At 47.0% G+C, this 19,519-nt stretch carries 21 protein-coding genes; 12 read left to right on the forward strand and 9 right to left on the reverse strand.

Annotated elements, in window-relative coordinates:
• Positions 1-324 precede the first annotated feature (324 nt).
• A complete protein-coding gene (locus tag AACV32_RS03875; RefSeq protein WP_013855523.1) occupies positions 325-873 on the forward strand; it encodes a gamma carbonic anhydrase family protein in 549 nt (182 codons plus the stop codon).
• On the opposite strand, the gene AACV32_RS03880 is transcribed toward AACV32_RS03875, so the two are convergent.
• The 4 genes from AACV32_RS03880 to AACV32_RS03895 form a co-directional block, all read right to left on the reverse strand.
• Complete coding sequence (locus AACV32_RS03880; protein ID WP_010319906.1) at positions 874-1,140, reverse strand: DUF1488 family protein; 267 nt, start codon at positions 1,138-1,140, stop codon at positions 874-876.
• A 2-nt stretch (positions 1,141-1,142) separates the two neighbouring features.
• Positions 1,143-1,973 carry a shikimate dehydrogenase gene (aroE, locus tag AACV32_RS03885; protein WP_017049609.1) on the reverse strand — a complete coding sequence of 277 codons (831 nt, stop codon included), beginning with the start codon at positions 1,971-1,973 and terminating at the stop codon, positions 1,143-1,145.
• Between the two features lie 64 nt (positions 1,974-2,037).
• On the reverse strand, positions 2,038-2,952 hold the full coding sequence (gene hemF / locus AACV32_RS03890) for an oxygen-dependent coproporphyrinogen oxidase (RefSeq protein ID WP_170889581.1): 915 nt from the start codon (positions 2,950-2,952) through the stop codon (positions 2,038-2,040).
• Positions 2,953-2,972: 20 nt separating this feature from the next.
• Entirely contained in the window at positions 2,973-3,530 is a 558-nt protein-coding gene (locus AACV32_RS03895; protein WP_017043689.1) for an L-threonylcarbamoyladenylate synthase, read from the reverse strand.
• Positions 3,531-3,730: 200 nt separating this feature from the next.
• Here AACV32_RS03895 and purE point away from each other — a divergent pair, with 200 nt between their 5' ends.
• Both purE and AACV32_RS03905 read left to right on the forward strand, forming a co-directional pair.
• Positions 3,731-4,216 (forward strand): 5-(carboxyamino)imidazole ribonucleotide mutase, encoded by a 486-nt coding sequence (purE, locus tag AACV32_RS03900; protein ID WP_010319910.1) that lies wholly within the window; start codon positions 3,731-3,733, stop codon positions 4,214-4,216.
• Positions 4,217-4,220: 4 nt separating this feature from the next.
• On the forward strand, positions 4,221-5,360 hold the full coding sequence (locus tag AACV32_RS03905; protein WP_170895664.1) for a 5-(carboxyamino)imidazole ribonucleotide synthase: 1,140 nt from the start codon (positions 4,221-4,223) through the stop codon (positions 5,358-5,360).
• 72 nt (positions 5,361-5,432) lie between these two features.
• On the opposite strand, the gene AACV32_RS03910 is transcribed toward AACV32_RS03905, so the two are convergent.
• The 4 genes from AACV32_RS03910 to AACV32_RS03925 are packed head-to-tail and all read right to left on the reverse strand — an operon-like array spanning position 5,433 to position 8,751.
• Positions 5,433-6,005: a DNA topoisomerase family protein gene (locus AACV32_RS03910; protein WP_029189869.1), complete on the reverse strand. Its 573-nt coding sequence runs from the start codon at positions 6,003-6,005 to the stop codon at positions 5,433-5,435.
• A gap of 27 nt (positions 6,006-6,032) precedes the next feature.
• Positions 6,033-6,509 (reverse strand): DUF494 family protein, encoded by a 477-nt coding sequence (locus AACV32_RS03915; protein WP_013855530.1) that lies wholly within the window; start codon positions 6,507-6,509, stop codon positions 6,033-6,035.
• A 2-nt stretch (positions 6,510-6,511) separates the two neighbouring features.
• A complete protein-coding gene (gene dprA, locus AACV32_RS03920; protein WP_170895665.1) occupies positions 6,512-7,621 on the reverse strand; it encodes a DNA-processing protein DprA in 1,110 nt (369 codons plus the stop codon).
• Positions 7,621-8,751 carry a LysM peptidoglycan-binding domain-containing protein gene (locus AACV32_RS03925; protein WP_170895666.1) on the reverse strand — a complete coding sequence of 377 codons (1,131 nt, stop codon included), beginning with the start codon at positions 8,749-8,751 and terminating at the stop codon, positions 7,621-7,623. Before AACV32_RS03925 ends, dprA begins: the two co-directional genes overlap by 1 nt.
• A gap of 140 nt (positions 8,752-8,891) precedes the next feature.
• On the opposite strand from AACV32_RS03925, the gene def reads away from it, so the two are divergent.
• The 6 genes from def to AACV32_RS03955 all read left to right on the forward strand — a co-directional run bounded on the left by def (position 8,892) and on the right by AACV32_RS03955 (position 15,161).
• A complete protein-coding gene (gene def, locus AACV32_RS03930) occupies positions 8,892-9,401 on the forward strand; it encodes a peptide deformylase (protein ID WP_038148727.1) in 510 nt (169 codons plus the stop codon).
• Between the two features lie 16 nt (positions 9,402-9,417).
• Positions 9,418-10,365 (forward strand): methionyl-tRNA formyltransferase, encoded by a 948-nt coding sequence (gene fmt, locus AACV32_RS03935; RefSeq protein WP_017049616.1) that lies wholly within the window; start codon positions 9,418-9,420, stop codon positions 10,363-10,365.
• 59 nt (positions 10,366-10,424) lie between these two features.
• The gene (rsmB, locus tag AACV32_RS03940; protein WP_017046347.1) at positions 10,425-11,705 is read left to right on the forward strand and encodes a 16S rRNA (cytosine(967)-C(5))-methyltransferase RsmB; all 1,281 of its coding nucleotides are present in this window, start codon (positions 10,425-10,427) and stop codon (positions 11,703-11,705) included.
• 74 nt (positions 11,706-11,779) lie between these two features.
• The gene (gene trkA, locus AACV32_RS03945; protein WP_026027554.1) at positions 11,780-13,156 is read left to right on the forward strand and encodes a Trk system potassium transporter TrkA; all 1,377 of its coding nucleotides are present in this window, start codon (positions 11,780-11,782) and stop codon (positions 13,154-13,156) included.
• Positions 13,157-13,168: 12 nt separating this feature from the next.
• Positions 13,169-14,614 carry a TrkH family potassium uptake protein gene (locus AACV32_RS03950; protein ID WP_017043680.1) on the forward strand — a complete coding sequence of 482 codons (1,446 nt, stop codon included), beginning with the start codon at positions 13,169-13,171 and terminating at the stop codon, positions 14,612-14,614.
• A gap of 1 nt (position 14,615) precedes the next feature.
• Complete coding sequence (locus AACV32_RS03955) at positions 14,616-15,161, forward strand: DUF3157 family protein (protein ID WP_170895668.1); 546 nt, start codon at positions 14,616-14,618, stop codon at positions 15,159-15,161.
• Here AACV32_RS03955 and trhA read toward each other — a convergent pair.
• Complete coding sequence (gene trhA, locus AACV32_RS03960; protein ID WP_139151034.1) at positions 15,158-15,817, reverse strand: PAQR family membrane homeostasis protein TrhA; 660 nt, start codon at positions 15,815-15,817, stop codon at positions 15,158-15,160. The two genes, AACV32_RS03955 and trhA, sit on opposite strands and share 4 nt — an antisense overlap.
• A 708-nt stretch (positions 15,818-16,525) precedes the next feature.
• On the opposite strand from trhA, the gene AACV32_RS03965 reads away from it, so the two are divergent.
• The 3 genes from AACV32_RS03965 to AACV32_RS03975 all read left to right on the forward strand — a co-directional run bounded on the left by AACV32_RS03965 (position 16,526) and on the right by AACV32_RS03975 (position 19,513).
• Complete coding sequence (locus AACV32_RS03965; RefSeq protein WP_029189868.1) at positions 16,526-16,792, forward strand: YihD family protein; 267 nt, start codon at positions 16,526-16,528, stop codon at positions 16,790-16,792.
• Positions 16,793-17,061: 269 nt separating this feature from the next.
• Positions 17,062-18,480 carry a cytochrome c oxidase accessory protein CcoG gene (ccoG, locus tag AACV32_RS03970; RefSeq protein ID WP_170895669.1) on the forward strand — a complete coding sequence of 473 codons (1,419 nt, stop codon included), beginning with the start codon at positions 17,062-17,064 and terminating at the stop codon, positions 18,478-18,480.
• Positions 18,481-18,526: 46 nt separating this feature from the next.
• Positions 18,527-19,513 (forward strand): serine/threonine protein kinase, encoded by a 987-nt coding sequence (locus tag AACV32_RS03975; protein ID WP_026028515.1) that lies wholly within the window; start codon positions 18,527-18,529, stop codon positions 19,511-19,513.
• Positions 19,514-19,519 lie beyond the last annotated feature (6 nt).

The following is a 19,519-nucleotide window of genomic DNA, read 5'->3' on the forward strand; positions in this document are numbered from 1 at the left end:
AAAGAGCGTTCTTCTCTGGCTTGCCGAGGCTTCCTTTGAAGAGGCGGCCATTCTAGCGAGATAATAAAAAGTGTCAAACACTTTATTAAATTATTTCGTCTTACTGATTTGACCTACTGATTGGCTGCTCGTTGGGCTTGAACCCTTACTGGCTGTGCCGTGTCAGTGAGGCGGCATTATAGAGATCGCCGTCACGTTGGCAACCCCTTTTTGCTGTTTTTTTTGATTTTCTGTTCGTTGGGATAATTTTTATTCAAAAAGAGTTGTTTTGACGCTATTTCTGTTTAATTTATCTTATGGCGTCAGTTATTAAAGGAGACGAGCATGTCATCAATTCGTAGTTATAAAGGAATATCCCCACAAATCGGACAGCGCGTCTATATAGATAGTAGCTCGGTGTTGGTTGGCGATATTGTTTTAGGCGATGATTCCAGCATATGGCCATTGGTTGCAGCCAGAGGCGATGTAAACCATATTCACATTGGCCAACGTAGCAACATTCAAGATGGCAGCGTACTGCACGTGACTCATAAAAACACCGAAAACCCGGATGGTTTTCCACTTATTATTGGCGATGACGTCACAATTGGCCATAAAGTGATGCTGCATGGTTGCGTAATCCATGATCGAGTCTTAATTGGCATGGGAGCAATTGTGCTCGATGGCGTAGTCGTTGAATCGGAGGTGATGGTTGGAGCTGGCAGTTTAGTGCCACCAAACAAGGTATTGGTTAGCGGCTATCTTTATGTAGGATCCCCAGTGAAACAGATCCGCCCGCTAACAGATAAAGAGCGAGCTTTTTTGCTTAAATCTTCCGACAACTATGTGCAGAACAAAAATGACTATCTTACGAGTGTCAAAGAAAGCCATTAACTAAGCTTTAATCTCTATTTGTCCATCTAAATTGAACGCTTCATCTTCAATCAAGCTTTCAGCAAGCTCTTCAAGGTCAAATCGCCATTGTTCAAAAACTTGAATAGCTTGCTCACCGTTAGTAATCATTTCACCAGACAGATGGCTCAGTACTGACTTGTGTACTGTACACTCGAGCAGAGCTCCCGCGTGTTGAGCAGGAAAAAGTACGCTTTGGCTTGCCGAGTGCCACGTTTGTCGGTCAGGAAATAAAATCGCTTGGTTCATGATTAGCCTTCTAGATTTTTTCTCAGTTCTCTCAATATTTGTCGAGAACCCGGCCTGAGTCCGCGCCATAGCATAAAGCTCTCCGCAGCTTGCCCAACCAACATCCCCAAACCATCATAAGCATGAGCGCAATGATGACTTAATGCCCACTGATTGAATGTTGTTAATCCTTTGCCATACATCATGTCATAGGCCACACTGCTCTTACTGAAGATCGTCGGAGCGATATTTGGCAATTCACCATCCAAGCTGGCCGAGGTCGAGTTAATGATGAGGTCAAAATGCTGATTAATCTCTTCCAACGCGATTGCTTTTACCGCGCCAAAGGGACTAAAAAGCGTGGCGAGCTGCTCGGCTTTTGCAAAGGTGCGGTTGGTAATCACGATACTTGTAGGGTGCTGATCGAGTAAGGGCTTAATCACGCCGCGCGCCGCGCCGCCAGCACCAATCACTAAAATAGAAGCGCCTCGTAGTGGCACTTGGTATTGAAGCAAATCTTGAACCAGACCTTCTCCATCGGTGTTATCACCGATAATTTCGCCATCATCTAATTTTTTCAGTGTATTGACCGCGCCTGCAAGTTGAGCTCGCTCGGTTAATCGATCCGCAAACTGATACGCTTCTTCTTTAAAAGGCACGGTAATGTTGCACCCTCGGCCACCGGAGGCAAAAAAGGTTTCAGCCGCTTGTTTAAAGCCATCTAGAGCCGCGAGTTGAGCGGTATAGTGCATTTCCTGACTGGTTTGCCGTGCAAAAAGTGTGTGGATCATCGGCGATTTACTGTGTCCGATTGGATTACCAAATACTGCATATTGATCAATGTGCTGAGCCATATCCTTGCCTCTCGATAATTAACAGGGCCACCTCGGCGCCCCTATCATTGAAAATGTACCGCGGTCACCACTCCCTCGGCAGCAAGAAAGTGTTTAATTTCGCTTCTGCGCTGCCCTCTTCCGCTTGATAACGATATTGCCAACGAGCTAATGGCGGCATCGACATTAAAATCGATTCCGTTCGACCGCCACTTTGCAAACCAAACAATGTGCCGCGATCATACACTAAGTTGAACTCTACATAGCGACCACGGCGATAAAGTTGAAACTGGCGCTCTCTGTCACCGTAATCCATCGCTTGACGACGTTCAACAATCGGCAAATACGCAGCGGTGTATCCTTTACCGACAGCTTGCATATAAGCAAAACAGCGCTCAAATCCCCAAGCATTTAAATCATCGAAAAATAGGCCACCAATACCGCGCGTTTCATTGCGATGAGGGAGGAAGAAATACTCATCGCACCACGATTTATGTTCGGCATACACTTTTTCACCAAAAGGAACACACAGTGCTTTCGCCGTGGCATGCCATGATTGAGCATCTTCTTCAAACGGATAGAAAGGCGTTAAGTCAAATCCTCCGCCAAACCACCAGATAGGATCTTCGCCTTCTTTTTCAGCGATGAAGAAACGAACATTGGCATGAGAAGTCGGAACATAGGGATTGTTTGGATGCATCACCAAAGAAACCCCCATCGCCTCAAAATGACGCCCAGCTAATTCAGGGCGATGCGCGGTCGCTGAAGCGGGCATTTGCTGCCCTTGCACATGTGAGAAATTCACGCCGCCTTGTTCAAAAACACGGCCTTCTTTCATCACTCGAGTTCGCCCACCGCCTCCCAAACGCTCACTCGGTTCGCGATGCCATGCATCTTCTTCAAACAGTGCTTGGCCATCCGCTTGTTCAAGTTGCTGGCAAATGGAATCTTGCAGCTCAAGCAAAAATTGTTTGACGGCTTGCTTATCAATGGTTGGCATCGCTTACTTCCTTAGCAGGGTTAACCCTGTCTTAATACTTGTGAGGTTTTCGCGTCACGAATTTCACTGGGCTTATTTCGACCACCGGTTTGACCATCTAAAATCGCAACCAGTTGCTCACCCAGTTGCGATTCAACTTCTTCCGTTGTCAGGCAAGGTGCAAGACCACTTAAATTCGCACTGGTCGAGGTTAATGGTTTTCCAAACGCATTGCATAGCTTTTGCACTAAAGGATGATCTGTCACACGTACGGCTATCGAATCAAATTGTCCACTCACCCAAGTAGAGACTTTATCACTGGTCGGCATTATCCATGTCACAGGGCCAGGCCAGGTGGCATGTACTCGTGCGAGCTGCTCTGATGTCAACTGGCTCTCATCAATATAAGGAAGCAATTGTTCGTAAGAGGCCGCAATTAAAATCAACCCCTTTTCCACAGGACGCTGCTTGAGCGCTAAGAGCTTCTGAATGGCTTGCGGGTTATCTGGGTCACACCCAACCCCAAACACGCCTTCCGTTGGGTAGGCAATTACTTCACCGTCACGTAGAGCCTGCAAAGTGTGTTCAAAGTTATTCACAAAAACTGTCCATCGGTTTCTTTAATACAGTGCGGCTAAGTGTACAAACTTCGTTGAAAACTGGCTAAAGCTATTTGTTTATAAAATGTATCAATTGCACAATTAAGCTGACGCAAACGTTTTCCTAAGGAAAAAATACTCGTATAATGCGCGCAAATTATCCCGCTCACCCCATTTTTAGAAGTATTAAGGAGTTTGAGATGAAAGTCGGAATTATCATGGGTTCAAAATCCGATTGGCCCACAATGAAGCTAGCTGCTGACATGTTGGATCAATTTGGTGTGGCATACGAAACCAAAGTTGTCTCTGCTCACCGCACACCTCAACTTCTTGCCGATTACGCCACCAGCGCAAGAGAACGCGGCCTTAAAGTCATCATAGCTGGCGCAGGCGGAGCCGCACACCTGCCGGGCATGACGGCAGCGTTTACTAGCTTGCCGGTACTTGGCGTTCCCGTTCAGTCAAAGGCACTCAAAGGGATGGACTCTTTACTCTCGATTGTGCAAATGCCAAAAGGGATTGCGGTGGGCACCTTAGCTATTGGAGAAGCAGGCGCGGCTAATGCTGGGCTGCTTGCCGCGCAAATCATCGGCACCAGTGATGAGGCCGTCATGGCAAAAGTGGAAGCATTTCGTTTAGCACAAACTGAAGCGGTGTTGAGCCACCCTAACCCTGCAGAGGATTGATACTATGCACGTTTTAGTCTTGGGCGCAGGGCAACTGGCACGCATGATGGCTCTGGCTGGCGCTCCTCTGAACATTCAAATCTCCGCTTTTGATGTGGGCAGCGGTAACATCGTCCATCCTTTGACATTACACATCACTGGTCATGGTTTAGACAATGCGATCAAACAAGCGGATGTCATTACCGCTGAATTTGAGCATATTCCCCATGAAATTCTCACCGTTTGTGAGCAAAGTGGTAAGTTTCTTCCTAGCGTCGAAGCCATTAAAGCCGGAGGCGATCGCCGTCTTGAAAAAGCGCTACTCGATGAAGCCAACGCAAAAAATGCCCAATACTTTGTGATTAATACTCGTGAAGATTTAGATACCGCGATAACCAGCGTCGGCCTGCCCATGGTTCTAAAAAGTGCACTGGGTGGCTATGACGGAAAGGGGCAATGGCGTTTAAAAGAAGCTTCACAAGCAGAGCTCATTTGGCCAGAAATGGAAGCCTGTATCCAAGCCACTCCGACTCAAGCGATAGTGGCAGAGCAGTTTGTCCCCTTTGATCGTGAAGTCTCGTTAGTCGGCGCGCGTGCCAAAGATGGCAGCATCGCGGTTTACCCGCTGGCAGAAAATGTGCACATTAACGGTGTACTGAGTTTATCAACGGCGATAGATGACCCAGCCTTGCAAGAGCAAGCACTGTCGATGTTTACCTCGGTTGCCGCTCGTCTCAATTATGTCGGTGTGCTAGCGCTCGAGTTTTTTGATGTGCAGGGAACATTGTTGGTGAATGAAATTGCACCACGAGTCCATAACTCTGGTCACTGGACACAGCAAGGCGCAGAAACCTGTCAATTTGAGAATCACCTTCGCGCAGTATGTGACTTACCTTTAGGCAGCACGAAGTTACTTCGCCCAACCGCGATGATTAATATTTTGGGTGAGGACAATTTACCAGAAGCCGTGATGGCAATTGAAGGCTGCCACATTCATTGGTATGGCAAAGAGAAACGTGCTGGGCGCAAAATGGGCCATATTAATGTCAGTGCAGATTACAACGCGCAGTTGCAACGAACGCTCTGTCGCTTGGCTGAAGTACTTGATGCGACAACGTATCCAGCCTTGCACCATTTTGTTCAAGCGCTCAAACCGACGCTCTAAAATAAATCTAATTGACGATAAATACGGATAAAAAATGGCACGTTCAATGTGCCATTTTCATATGCCGTCACTTTACTCTGTGGCGGATTGAATATGACCACATTTTCGATCAGCACATTGCAGCTTGATACCACTGGCGAGTTTTTTCTCTATCAATAATCCGAACCCACATTTTTCGCATTTACCGGCAACAGGTTGCTGATTAACGGCAAACTTGCATTTAGGGTAATTATCGCAAGCATGAAAAGTTTTACCATGGCGCGTTTTTCGCTCCACTAAATGGCCTTTCAAACATTCAGGGCAAAGCTGTTTTGACTGAGGAACATTGTCTGCAGGGGAATCTGTATCTTGGATATGGTGGCAATGCGGATAATGGCTACACCCAATAAACATGCCATAACGACCTTGGCGTAACACTAATTCATGGCCACACTCTGGGCATGGCACACCCAACTCCTTAACGATATGACCATCATTTTGCTGCAGCGGTTTAATATAGTCACAATTGGGATAATGGTTACAGCCTAAAAACAGCCCATGCTTACCCTGACGAAGCTGTAATTGGCCACCACATTGCGGACAAGGCTCATGCTGCAGCGCTTGTCCATGCGCTGAAAAAAGGGGGGACTCGGTTTTACGACTCATAATGCTCAACTAAACGAACGGCTGCAATCAATGCAAAATACCTTGATCTTTGGTGTATAGCAGCTCTTCCATAAGCGTGTAAGCATTTTCATTTCCCGGTACATTAAATAGCACCATCAAAATGATCCACTTTAAATCATCCAATTCAAATTCATTGGTTTCTAAACCCATCACTCGATCAATCACCATTTCACGAATTTCAGGAGTTAATACTTTCACTTGTTCAAGGAACAATAAAAAACCTCGGCTTTCAAGATCCAGCCTGTCCATCTCTTGTGCTGTGTACATCCGCATCGAAGTCGCAGCACTGGTTGCCATCGCTGAATGAGCATCGGTTTGTTGCAATGCCGCAAGCTCTTCTAACCAATTCAGGGCCTTATAGATATCTTTCTGGTGAAAACCGGCTCGAAGCAATTCATCTTCAAGCTCATCTTGATCGACTTGCAAATCTACATCGCTATGGACGTAGGTTTCAAATAGATACATCAATATATCCATCATCATAGCTAACCCTTCCCCTTACGAATATAGCCGCCAGAAACGGCAACAACATGACCTGAAAGCTCAAGTTCTAAAAGCTGCATCATGACTTCATGGACAGGTATATGGGTCCTGCTCGCAAGAATATCAACAGGCGTAGCCTCTACTCCTACGGTAGCTAACAGTTCAGCAAATGGCAATTGCTGATCGCTCTGTACAGAAAATAAATCAGGTTGAGGCTGCTTTTGGCGCAATGACCAGTCTACTAAGGTGCCGATTTCAGATAATACTTGTTCACTATTTTGCACCAAGCACGCCCCACAACGAATAAGTTGATTACTACCGTGGCAATTTGGGTTAGCAATGGAGCCCGGAATAACAAACACATCTCGCCCTTGCTCAGCCGCGTAACGCGCCGTGATCAACGAACCACTTTTCTCCGCCGCTTCCACCACTAAAACACCAACCGCTAACCCGCTGATAATGCGATTTCGCCGCGGAAAGTTATCCGGTCTTGGTTTGGCTTGGGGACGAAATTCCGAGACTAATGCTCCGCTTTCCATCACCCGTTGCGCTAATTTTTTATGTCGCGCTGGGTAAATAGATTCAAGGCCCGAACCGAGCACGGCTATCGTCTCACCACCCGCTTGCAACGCACCGTCATGAGCATGTCCATCAATACCTAATGCCAAACCACTGGTGACAAGCAAGCCCTGTTGCACAAATTCTCGCGCAAACTGATGAGCAACTCGTTGGCCATCAGGGCTCGCATTACGACTGCCGACGATCGCCATTTGCGGATCAGAGAGTGCTGTTATTCGTCCTTTGACAAATAAAACCGGAGGTGCGGTAGCAATTTCTTTTAGTAAAGAAGGATAACCATCGCAAAATGGAGTAAGGATATGATGAGACTCATTAGCTTGCTGCCAACTTAGGCATTCTTCAACTTCTTGAGGAGCTGTCTCGCGCAGATAACGGATTTGCTCTTGAACTAGACCCAACGCGGCTAACTCCCGCTCGGAATAGTCAATTAAATGAGCAAGAGAAGCGACGCTAGCAAGACGAGAAAGTTTCTTGCCACCCAATTTTGGCACAAAGCTGAACGCTAGCCACGCCGCTAATTCGTTCTGCTCCATCAGCTTGCAGTATCATCCTTAACCATCGAATCCGTATCGGCTTGTTCATTTGGCTCGATTGTTAGCTCTGGTTTGAGCGGCGAAACCGCGATGACACTTTTACCAATCGGCACGCGGCTATCGGTAATCAAAGCCAAGCTAAAATATTCATAAGGTCGAATGACCATCAAACTGCCCACCAAGCTGCTTGGTAATTGCAGGGTTTCATCAAGGTTCTGTTGGTGCTGTCCTTTTTTTCCAGACACTTTAGAACCAGCTTGAATCAAATCAAACATCGTCCCTTGACGCAGTTGATCTGCAAGGCCTTTATCGATCACAACTACCTGATTCTGCGCCGAATACTCACTACCCTCCAACGATCCGAGGATATGCGTTTCAGCTTGTAGTCGCGATGGCGATGGGAAAAAAGTGGTTGAAAGCGTTAAGGTTTCGACGCCCACTTCAGGCAGGGCAATATCATTGACTCTTATCTCTTGTTGCTGTGCGGTGATGGTTAGCCCGCTAAAAGCCTCATCGGCGGAGACTAATTCACCAGAAGCAATCAAACGCAAAGCAACCATAGTTTTATTTTTCGCGGCAGCATCATGACGAGAAAACTCAGCGATTTCACGATAAATACCCCATTTGGGGTGAGTCTGTTGCCCGCTTATGTAGAGCGTATCTTGCGCCGTCAGATATTGTTTACCGTCGCTGGCACCGAGCACACGCTGGCTTTCTTGTAATGTTTGCTTATCCAGTAAGCGATCCGTATGCAGATACGGCAACACTAATCCCTCTTGCACCGTCGGAACCGCTTTTTTCTCAAGCACACGCACTTTCGGACTCAACTTGACCATAGGTTTTAAACTCAACACCGGCTGTCCGTTACGCCAGACTAAGGTCAGCTTATCGCCGGGATAAATCAAATGCGGGTTATCGATCTCTGGGTTAATTTGCCATAAACGTGGCCACAACCACGGGTTATCAAGATAGAGCGCAGAAATATCCCACAAGGTATCTCCTTTGACGACCGTGTATGTCTGCGGGGCATTTGCTTTGACGGTGAGCGCCATATCCTCCGCCGCCAACGCATTAACGACCAATGACAACGGTAAAAAAACACACACTAAATAACGAATAAATCGTGACATGACCTCTGTTCCTTGGCCGAAATAAGTAAGGATGAATCAGATTATTAACATTTGGATGCTGTCATTTGGGTCATAAAATGTCTAGAATTGAGCCAACAAGCTTTAAGCTGTTTCGGCACAGTTCAATATTTCGAGTGTATATGTCTGTATTACAAGTATTAACATTCCCAGATGATCGTCTTCGTACCGTGGCAAAACCGGTAGAGAAAGTGACACCTGAGATCCAAAAAATCGTCGATGACATGATTGAGACTATGTACGACGAGGACGGTATCGGCCTTGCCGCAACGCAAGTCGATATTCACCAACGCATCGTTGTGATCGATATTTCAGAGAGTCGCGACCAGCCAATGGTTCTGATTAACCCTGAAATTTTAGAGAAACGCGGTGAAGATGGCATTGAAGAAGGCTGTCTGTCGGTCCCGGGCTCACGCGCCCTTGTTCCTCGCGCAGCAGAAGTCACAGTCAAAGCGTTAGATCGTGATGGCAACGAATTCTCATTTGAAGCGGATGACCTTTTAGCCATTTGTGTTCAACACGAGCTTGATCACTTACAAGGCAAACTGTTTGTGGATTACCTTTCGCCATTAAAGCGTAAGCGTATTAGAGATAAGCTAGAGAAAATCAAACGCTATAACGAAAAAAACTAACTTAAGTGAGGTTACCTTGAGCCAATCATTACGCATTGTGTTTGCAGGTACTCCGGACTTCGCCGCCCGTCATTTGGCGGCGTTGTTGTCTTCGGAGCATGAGGTTATCGCGGTGTACACTAAGCCCGATAGCCCGGCAGGACGCGGTAAAAAACTGACCGCCAGTCCAGTGAAACAGATGGCCGTTGAGCACAATATTGCTGTGTATCAACCAGAGAACTTTAAGAGCGACGAAGCCAAGCAAGCGCTCGCCGATCTCAACGCAGATTTAATGGTAGTGGTCGCCTACGGATTACTGCTACCGAAGGCCGTACTTGATATGCCAAGGCTTGGCTGTATTAACGTACACGGTTCCATTCTGCCACGGTGGCGTGGTGCCGCACCGATCCAACGCTCGATCTGGGCGGGAGACAGTGAAACGGGTGTAACCATCATGCAAATGGATGTCGGCCTAGATACGGGCGATATGCTCAAAATTGCTAAGCTGCCGATTGAGGCAACAGACACCAGCGCTTCTATGTATGACAAACTGGCCGAGTTAGGCCCACAAGCGTTGGTAGAATGCATCGCCGATATCGCCAGTGGCAAAGCGATTGCCACTCAACAAGATGATACATTGGCCAACTACGCACAAAAACTTAGCAAAGAAGAAGCCAAAATCGATTGGTCAGCGGATGCTGCTTTTATTGAACGCTGCGTGCGCGCTTTCAATCCATGGCCAATGAGCCATTTTGATGTAGCTGAGAACAGCATTAAAGTGTGGCAAAGTCGCGTTGAAGTACAAACCAGCGACCACCCTGCAGGCACGATTGTTCAAGCCGATAAATCGGGTATTTATGTGGCAACTGGCAACGGCTTACTGGTGCTTGAGCAGTTGCAGGTGCCGGGCAAAAAAGCAATGTCAGTGCAAGACATTCTCAATTCGCGCGCAAGCTGGTTTGAAGTCGGCACACAACTTAGCTAAACCTTAACGAGGGCAGAGATGCCCTCATTGATTTTCATTTATTTAAAGTCGGTACTTCTATGAATGTTCGCGCAGCTGCGGCTAACGTGTTGTTTCAAGTGGTTGATAAAGGCCACTCACTTTCTCACGCACTTCCTGCGGCGCAAAAAACCATCCGCCCAAGAGACCACGCTCTGTTGCAAGAAATCTGCTATGGGGCTTTGCGTTATTTGCCTCGTTTGGAATCAATTGCCAATGAGCTAATGGACAACCCACTGAAAGGGAAAAAGCGGGTTTTTCACCATCTTATTTTAGTTGGTATCTACCAATTGAGCTTTATGCGCATTCCCGCTCACGCCGCAGTAGCCGAGACGGTTGAAGGCACCAAAACATTGCGCGGTGAAAATTTAGGTGGGCTAATCAACGCCGTATTGCGCAGCTACTTGCGCGATCAAGAAGCACTGGACGCTATCGCCGTTAGCCACAACGCAGGCAAATATGGCCACCCAAGTTGGCTACTTAAACTGTTACAACAAGCGTACCCAGAACAGTGGGAAACGGTTGTGCAAGCCAACAATCAAAAAGCGCCAATGTGGTTGCGCGTCAACCGTCAGCACCACACTCGTGATGAATATCTTGCACTATTAGCTAGCGAAAATATCGAGTGCAGCGTGCACTCTCACGCCGCCGACGCAATAAAACTCGCTGCACCTTGCGATGTAACGCTTTTACCCGGTTTTGACCGTGGTTGGGTATCGGTGCAAGATGCCGCTGCGCAGCTAGCGATTGACTACCTTCAACCTAAAGCAGGCGAGCTGATTTTAGATTGCTGCGCCGCCCCAGGGGGTAAAACCGCGCACATCCTGGAACACACACACGATACTGAAGTGGTTGCGATTGACAGCGATTCAACCCGCCTTGAACGCGTCTATGACAACTTAGAACGCCTGCAACTTCGCGCTGATGTGATCTGCGGTGATGCTCGTTACCCTGAAGAGTGGTGGCATGGCGAACAATTTGACCGAATTTTATTAGATGCACCTTGCTCTGCCACTGGGGTTATTCGCCGTCATCCAGACATCAAATGGCTACGTCGTGGTAGCGATATTGAGGCATTGGCTCAATTACAAAGCGAAATACTGGACGCAATGTGGAAGCAATTAAAAGTCGGTGGCACTATGGTTTACGCAACCTGCTCGATCACTCCACAAGAAAACAGCTTGCAGGTCAAAGCCTTCTTAGAACGAACTCATAACGCTCAATTAGTGGGTTCCGATCGTGAGCAGCCGGGGCGTCAGATACTCCCCGGAGAAGAAGATATGGACGGTTTTTACTACGCAGTATTAACCAAACAAGCGTAAATTCGACGCACATTGGCAGCATTATTGCTGCCTTTTCAGTGGCCGATATTCGGCAGGTAGAAAGAGAACAGAGTATGAAAATCATTATTCTTGGTGCAGGTCAGGTCGGTGGCACACTGGCCGAAAACTTGGTCGGCGAGAACAATGACATCACCATTGTCGACAAAAATAGTGACCGCTTGCGCGAGCTGCAAGACAAGTACGATTTGCGGGTGATTCATGGCCACGCCAGCCACCCTGATGTACTGCGTGAAGCGGGCGCACAGGACGCGGACATGCTGGTTGCGGTCACCAATACCGACGAAACCAACATGGCGGCATGCCAGGTGGCGTTCTCTTTGTTTAATACGCCCAACCGAATTGCGCGTATTCGTTCTCCTGAATATCTGCTTGAAAAAGAGACGTTGTTTCAGTCAGGCGCGATCCCGGTGGATCACCTCATCGCTCCTGAAGAGCTAGTGACGAGCTATATTGAACGGTTGATCCAATACCCCGGCGCACTGCAAGTAGTGAGTTTTGCCGAAGAAAAAGTAAGTCTAGTGGCCGTGAAAGCCTACTACGGCGGGCCATTGGTGGGTAATGCTCTTTCAGCGCTACGTGAACACATGCCGCACATTGATACCCGCGTCGCGGCCATTTTCCGCCAAGGTCGGCCGATTCGCCCGCAAGGCACCACCATTATTGAAGCTGACGATGAAGTGTTCTTCGTGGCAGCCAGTAATCATATTCGCTCGGTCATGAGTGAGCTACAGCGGCTGGAAAAAACCTATCGCCGTATCATGATTGTTGGCGGGGGTAACATTGGGGCAAGCTTAGCCAAACGTTTAGAGCACAGCTACAGCGTTAAACTGATTGAGCGTAATTACCCACGTGCAGAGCAGTTATCGGAAGAGTTAGAAAACACCATAGTATTTTGTGGTGATGCGGCGGACCAAGAGCTGCTAGCCGAAGAGAACATCGACCAAGTCGATGTATTTATTGCGCTCACCAACGAAGATGAAACCAACATCATGTCCGCCATGCTCGCTAAACGTATGGGCGCGAAAAAAGTGATGGTGCTTATCCAGCGTGGCGCGTATGTCGACCTCGTACAAGGCGGCGTGATTGATGTCGCGATTTCACCCCAACAAGCCACCATTTCCGCACTACTGACTCACGTACGTCGTGCCGATATCGTTAACGTCTCTTCGCTACGACGTGGCGCGGCAGAGGCGATTGAGGCAATTGCACATGGCGACCAAAACACCTCTAAAGTGGTGGGACGCGCAGTGGGTGATATTAAACTGCCACCGGGCACAACCATTGGCGCGATTGTGCGTGGTGAAGAAGTGTTAATCGCCCATGACCGCACTATTATCGAGCAAGATGATCACGTGGTGATGTTCTTAGTGGATAAAAAGTACGTGCCCGATGTGGAAGCCTTGTTCCAACCTAGCCCATTTTTCCTATAGGTCATTGGCGTCATGCTGAATTTACGCCCCATTTCATTCGTTATAGGACTCGTGCTGTCTAAGCTCGCCCTATTTATGTATGTGCCGACACTGGTCGCTTTTTTTACCGGTACGGGTGGCTTCCTTGATTTTGCTCAAGCGGTCATCATCACTCATATTGTCGCCTTTATCTGCTTAAGCTTGGGGCGTACCGCGCACTTTAAGCTCAGCGTGCGCGATATGTTTCTCATCACCAGCTTAGTGTGGACGGTTGCCAGCGCTTTCGCGGCGCTCCCTTTCGTCTTTATCAACCACATCAGCTTTACCGACGCCTACTTTGAAACCATGTCAGGGTTAACCACTACAGGTTCAACCGTGCTCAGTGGCCTTGATAATATGCCGCCCAGCATCTTGTTGTGGCGTTCTATTCTGCAATGGCTTGGTGGGGTTGGGTTTATCGTAATGGCGGTAGCGGTATTACCAATGCTCAATGTGGGTGGGATGAAATTGTTCCAAACCGAATCGTCAGATTGGTCCGATAAAAGTAGCCCACGCGCCAAAACTGTCGCGAAAAATATTGTGCTGGTCTATTTGGTACTGACCTTACTGTGCTTGATTGGCTACATCCTCACTGGCATGACGCTTTTTGAAGCGATCAACCACTCATTCACCACCTTGTCGACTGGTGGATATTCCACCTCCGACGGTTCAATGAACCACTTCTCAAACGGTGCACATTGGGTAGCAACGCTGTTTATGTTTTTGGGGGGCTTGCCCTTTCTGCTGTTTGTCGCTGCGGCCCGAAAACAAAATATCAAAGTGATCATAAAAGACGCACAAGTGCGCGGATTTGCTTATCTTTTCCTAATTGCCAGTCTCATCATTGCGTTGTGGCTGAATCTCAAACTAGGCTACTACTGGTTGGACGCCCTGCGAGTGGCGATGTTTAATATCGTTTCAGTGGTCACGACTACTGGTTTTGGTTTGGAAGATTTCACCGCTTGGGGCGCACTGCCAAGCACTCTGTTCATCTTCTTAATGGCAGCAGGAGCTTGTTCCGGCTCAACCTCTGGTGGGATTAAAGTATTCCGCTTCCAAATTGCGATGACGCTGCTCAATAAACAAATTATGAAGTTGGTCCATCCATCAGGCATCTTCGTACAGCGCTATAATCATCGTCCAGTTAATGATGATATTGTCCGCTCAGTCGTCGCTTTTGGTTTAACCTTTTTCATCACTGTCATTGCTATCGCAGGCGCGCTCAGTGCAATGGGCCTTGACCCTGTTACCAGCATTTCAGGTTCCATCACCGCAGTGGCCAACGTTGGTCCCGGAATGGGCTCGGTGATTGGTCCAACGGGCAACTTCGCACCACTGCCTGACGCAGCAAAGTGGGTTCTGAGCTTAGGGATGTTGATGGGGCGTTTAGAAATTTTGACGATTATCGTTCTGTTTTTCCCTGCATTTTGGCGACGTTAAGATGAAGACAATACCTGTGATAATGATGCTGTTAAGCATGACAGCAAGCGCAGCATCTTGCGCGCAAGTTCTGACCTTAGAAGATGGCCGCCAAGTGAAACTCAATGAGGATTTCACATGGCAATATGTTGAACCGCAATCAATGTCGCAGGAAACCGTCATTCACGCGGCCCCTATTGCTCAAAAAGCCCGAGCAACCACCTTTGAGATGGGGAGTGAAAAACCGATTTTACAACTGTCAGATTCTGGAGTGGAAGTGGTACTCGGCGCGGCTTACTACCAAGGAGATACACTCGTTATCCCAACAGCCATCACCAATCAAAGCTCGCAATCTGTCATTGCGGTAGTGCTCAGCATCACTCTTTATGACGAGCAAGGTCAACCGCTACTCACTCAGCAGTTACCCATTTGGCAATCCATTAAACGGATGGCTGATAGCTATTTACGCCCACAAACTCAAGCGCAAGGAAAGCCGATTATCCTTCAGGTTGATCGCCAGCAAGGCTATCAAATTTCGGCCAACATTGAGCGGGTTGAAATGCGTTAAGCACTTACTGGGTGAACAAAAAGGTAAACCGCAAAAAAATGACAAGCACTGCCACCTAGCACGAATAAATGCCAAATCGCGTGATTATAGGGAATGCGTTTCGCCACATAAAAAATTACCCCGAGCGAATAGACCAAACCACCAATAGCAAGTAACACCAAACCGCCGATCTCGATATTGAGCGCCAGTTGGTAGATCACAACCAAGGATAACCACCCCATCGCCAAATAAGTCACCAGTGAGAACTTTTTAAAACGGTAGACAAAGGCAATTTTCATGATGATACCGAGCAGCGCCAGCAGCCAGATCACCACCATAAGACCTATCGCCAAAGGAGTGCGAAGGCTAACCAACAAAAAGGGTGTGTAACTTCCGGCAATCAGTAGATAAATGGCACAGTGGTCGAACGTTTTTAGCCAGCGTTTGGCTTTCGGCGTCGCAACGGAGTGATACAGCGTAGAAGCAAGGAATAACGCTATCATGCTGCCACCATAGAGACTCATGCTGATATAAGTCAATGCATCGGCCTGTGCACTTGTTGCCTTGATCAGCAGCAATACTAAACCGACAAAACTAAGCAATAGCCCCAAACCATGACTCAGCGCATTCGCCCGTTCTTCACCAGCACCATAGCCGTCATTGTCAACAGCAGACATAAACACCATACCAAAAGCAACAAAATGTGGGCTTAGTATTGCACACTTCAGCTTACAGTTGTAAGCCTAACTGCAAATTTCGTAACGAACGGGTATCAAGGAGAGCGATAAATCGCGAGTTTTTTGTAAACGACATAGGTACCTCCTATTTAACAAAACGCGATGTAATGCCGATCAGATGACAAACTCAACCAAGCATCTCACACAATTTTAAGCTTTATTTGCAAGAATATTCATCTCAACAATCGTTCAACTATCGATCAATTCAAAACTTGGTGCTAATCTAACTACGATATGAAAGCATATCGTTATTCCTGAATCATTATTTGGATTGGCGAGAGCCAGAAGAGCCACCCTTCAATTATGAAGCTCAACTCATGGTGATTCAGGCCATTAGATTGGCAATGGATGTGCCTGACCGTTAGGTTAATGAATGCGCCCAACAGCTGTCAGGTTTTCACACACAAACCGTAGTGCAATGCGTCGTCGTAGTGGTTTTGCTGCTGCTCCGACTGCAAAAAAAGTCGCTCCAGCAATGACTTTAGTTGAAAAAAATGCCCTTACTGCATCGAGCACAACTAATGTTGTTCAGGCAGCATAATTAAAAAGCGCAGCTAAACCCTGCGCTTTTTCTTTGCGCTCAATTGGACTTCAATCCGCAATTTGATACCTTTACTCAAAATACTTATAAAAATTGGGGAAAAGAGAATGCAATGTCATCGAATTGAAGAGCTAATTGAACTACTTGCGCCTGAATGGCAAAAAGATCAGCAGCTCAACTTAATGCAATTCATCACCAAACTGGCTCAAGAAGCGGGTTATAAAGGACCATTAGAAGCGCTTACAGATGATGTATTGATCTACCATCTAAAAATGCGCAACAGCGCCAAAGACGAAATGATTCCTGGCCTGAAGAAAGATCAGGAAGATGATTTTAAAACAGCCATTTTACGCGCGCGTGGCATCATAAAATGATGTAGCCCCTGTGATAATGATCAAGATAGCGGCCTTATTAGGTCGCTTTTTTATTATTAGCGATAAGCCTCACGAGTTGAGGCTTTATTGTTAAAGGTTGATAGTGTTAAAGAAATAAAATTGTTATTGGCGTTATACTTGCCGCTTAATAAATAAAGATTGAACAATGATAATTTCTCATCTTGGTATTGTACCCAAAGAGAAAACAGCAATGTCGCAGAGTGTGAACTAAAAGAAATCACACCTTACAGCCCAACAAGGATCATTTCATGAGTCAGGACAAAATCGATATAAAGGATGTGACTCCTAAAATATTCAACCCCAAAACTCACAAAGGCAACGGTGACCGTTTTAACCCTAGCAACCGTATTTATGTGCGCGAAAGTAAAGGTACTTATCAACAACTCCGCCGCTATGGTGGCTGGTTTTTACTGCTGCTTTTTACTTTGGTACCGTGGATCTCTTATGGTGATCGTCAAGCGATTTTGCTCGACATCGGCCACCAGCAATTTAACTTTTTCGGCACCACACTTTACCCACAAGACCTAACTCTACTTGCCCTGTTGTTTATGATTGCGGCATTCGGCCTGTTTTTTATTACCACTTTTCTTGGCCGTGTCTGGTGTGGCTATCTGTGCCCGCAAACTGTGTGGACATTTATCTACATTTGGTTTGAAGAAAAACTCGAAGGCGCCGCCAATAAACGCCGCAAGCAGGACTCAGGAAAACTCACCGCTAATCTTGCTATAAGAAAAGCCATCAAACACATTGCTTGGCTGGCGATTGCACTCGGTACTGGTTTTACTTTTGTCGGCTATTTCGTCCCGGTACGCGAACTCGTGGTGAACTTTTTCACACTCGATGAAAGTTTCTGGCCCGTCTTCTGGGTACTCTTTTTCACCCTTTGTACTTACGGAAATGCAGGCTGGATGCGTTCGATCGTCTGCATCCATATGTGTCCTTATGCTCGCTTTCAGTCTGCTATGTTTGACAAAGATACCTTTATTGTTGGCTATGACAGCAAACGCGGTGAAACTCGTGGGCCACGCGCTCGTAAAGCCGATCACAAAGCACTCGGTTTAGGTGACTGCATTAATTGTGATTTGTGCGTACAAGTGTGTCCGACTGGCATCGATATTCGTGATGGCTTGCAGTACGAATGCATTAACTGCGGCGCTTGTATTGATGCGTGCGATACCACGATGGAACGTATGGGCTATGAAAAAGGGCTCATCAGCTATACCACGGAGCACCGCCTCTCCGGCCACCACACCAAAATACTCAGGCCTAAATTGCTCGGTTATGGCACGGTACTGCTGGTGATGTTTGGCTTATTCATCGCTCAAGTGGCCAGCGTTGATCCGGTCGGCTTAAGTGTATTGCGTGATAGAAACCAGCTATTTAAAACCAACAGCAATGGTGAAATTGAGAACACTTACACCTTGAAAGTCATCAACAAAACTCAGCAAACGCAAGAGTATAAGCTTGACGTGAAAGGGCTATCGGACGTCTCTTGGTATGGTAAACAAACCATTCAAGTCAAACCAGGAGAGGTATTGAACCTACCAACCAGCCTTGGCGTCGCTCCTGACAAACTCAGCTCTCCTATAGCGACGATTCAGTTTATACTCACGGACAGTAACCAATTCACGATAGAAGTTGAGAGCCGGTTTATTAATAAACTCTAACTTCGTAACGAATGGAAAAGGGCTCAGTAATGGGCCCTTTTTAATCATGACCAAAGCTTCTTTCCATTTTGATGCACTCACCCCTGATACCATGTGGTATGCCTTAGAAAGCATCGGCATTCGTGCTGAATCAGGATTTCTGGCACTCAACAGTTACGAAAACCGCGTTTATCAATTCATCGATGAAGAACGCCAACGCTATGTGGTGAAATTCTATCGACCTCAGCGCTGGAGTGTTGAGCAAATTCAAGAGGAGCACGATTTCACACGCGAGCTGTACGCGGCGGAAATTCCGATTGCTGAGCCATTGCTCATCAACGGTGCAACCTTACATCACTATCAGGGCTATCATTTCGCGCTGTTTAACAGTGTGGGTGGGCGGCAGTTTGAAGTGGACAATATGGACCAATTAGAAGGCGTGGGCCGGTTTCTTGGACGCATTCATCACATCAGTGCCACTCGTACATTTGTTCATCGCCCAACCATCAGCTTAGATGAGTATCTTTATCAACCCAAACAGCTATTGGAAAATGCGTCCTTCATACCTCAGCACTTGCAAAATACCTTTTTCAGTGACTTATCGTTATTGATCAACAAAATTGAACAGCAATGGCCAGCAAAATCCGCGGCCATCCGCTTGCATGGTGATTGCCATCCAGGCAATATTTTGTGGCGAGATGGGCCTATGTTTGTCGATTTAGACGATGCTCGCAATGGACCAGCAGTACAGGATTTGTGGATGCTACTCAATGGCGAATTGCAAGATAAGCGAATGCAGTTGGACATTATCTTAGAGTCGTATCAAGAGTTTCACGATTTTAATCCAGCCGAATTGAAACTAATTGAACCGTTACGCGGTCTACGAATGGTGCATTACATGGCATGGTTGGCCAAACGATGGCAGGACCCTGCTTTTCCACTCGCCTTCCCTTGGTTTAATGACCCTAAATATTGGGAAAGCCAAGTGCTTGCGTTTAAAGAACAAATAGCAGCATTAGACGAGCCTACGCTCTCACTAATGCCACAATGGTAAGTCACC

This window comes from Vibrio sp. B7 (genome assembly GCF_963888765.1).
GTDB lineage: Bacteria > Pseudomonadota > Gammaproteobacteria > Enterobacterales > Vibrionaceae > Vibrio > Vibrio anguillarum.

What these genes read in the sequence shown, in the direction of transcription:
- def (WP_038148727.1), top strand. Translation starts at nt 8,892, where the DNA reads ATGTCTGTATTACAAGTATTAACATTCCCAGATGATCGTCTTCGTACC.
- AACV32_RS03925 (WP_170895666.1), bottom strand. Translation starts at nt 8,751, where the DNA reads ATGTCACGATTTATTCGTTATTTAGTGTGTGTTTTTTTACCGTTGTCA.
- purE (WP_010319910.1), top strand. Translation starts at nt 3,731, where the DNA reads ATGAAAGTCGGAATTATCATGGGTTCAAAATCCGATTGGCCCACAATG.
- AACV32_RS03915 (WP_013855530.1), bottom strand. Translation starts at nt 6,509, where the DNA reads ATGATGATGGATATATTGATGTATCTATTTGAAACCTACGTCCATAGC.
- AACV32_RS03950 (WP_017043680.1), top strand. Translation starts at nt 13,169, where the DNA reads ATGCTGAATTTACGCCCCATTTCATTCGTTATAGGACTCGTGCTGTCT.
- ccoG (WP_170895669.1), top strand. Translation starts at nt 17,062, where the DNA reads ATGAGTCAGGACAAAATCGATATAAAGGATGTGACTCCTAAAATATTC.
- AACV32_RS03965 (WP_029189868.1), top strand. Translation starts at nt 16,526, where the DNA reads ATGCAATGTCATCGAATTGAAGAGCTAATTGAACTACTTGCGCCTGAA.
- AACV32_RS03910 (WP_029189869.1), bottom strand. Translation starts at nt 6,005, where the DNA reads ATGAGTCGTAAAACCGAGTCCCCCCTTTTTTCAGCGCATGGACAAGCG.
- AACV32_RS03905 (WP_170895664.1), top strand. Translation starts at nt 4,221, where the DNA reads ATGCACGTTTTAGTCTTGGGCGCAGGGCAACTGGCACGCATGATGGCT.
- AACV32_RS03975 (WP_026028515.1), top strand. Translation starts at nt 18,527, where the DNA reads ATGACCAAAGCTTCTTTCCATTTTGATGCACTCACCCCTGATACCATG.
- AACV32_RS03875 (WP_013855523.1), top strand. Translation starts at nt 325, where the DNA reads ATGTCATCAATTCGTAGTTATAAAGGAATATCCCCACAAATCGGACAG.
- AACV32_RS03880 (WP_010319906.1), bottom strand. Translation starts at nt 1,140, where the DNA reads ATGAACCAAGCGATTTTATTTCCTGACCGACAAACGTGGCACTCGGCA.
- trkA (WP_026027554.1), top strand. Translation starts at nt 11,780, where the DNA reads ATGAAAATCATTATTCTTGGTGCAGGTCAGGTCGGTGGCACACTGGCC.
- hemF (WP_170889581.1), bottom strand. Translation starts at nt 2,952, where the DNA reads ATGCCAACCATTGATAAGCAAGCCGTCAAACAATTTTTGCTTGAGCTG.
- aroE (WP_017049609.1), bottom strand. Translation starts at nt 1,973, where the DNA reads ATGGCTCAGCACATTGATCAATATGCAGTATTTGGTAATCCAATCGGA.
- trhA (WP_139151034.1), bottom strand. Translation starts at nt 15,817, where the DNA reads ATGTCTGCTGTTGACAATGACGGCTATGGTGCTGGTGAAGAACGGGCG.
- AACV32_RS03955 (WP_170895668.1), top strand. Translation starts at nt 14,616, where the DNA reads ATGAAGACAATACCTGTGATAATGATGCTGTTAAGCATGACAGCAAGC.
- dprA (WP_170895665.1), bottom strand. Translation starts at nt 7,621, where the DNA reads ATGGAGCAGAACGAATTAGCGGCGTGGCTAGCGTTCAGCTTTGTGCCA.
- rsmB (WP_017046347.1), top strand. Translation starts at nt 10,425, where the DNA reads ATGAATGTTCGCGCAGCTGCGGCTAACGTGTTGTTTCAAGTGGTTGAT.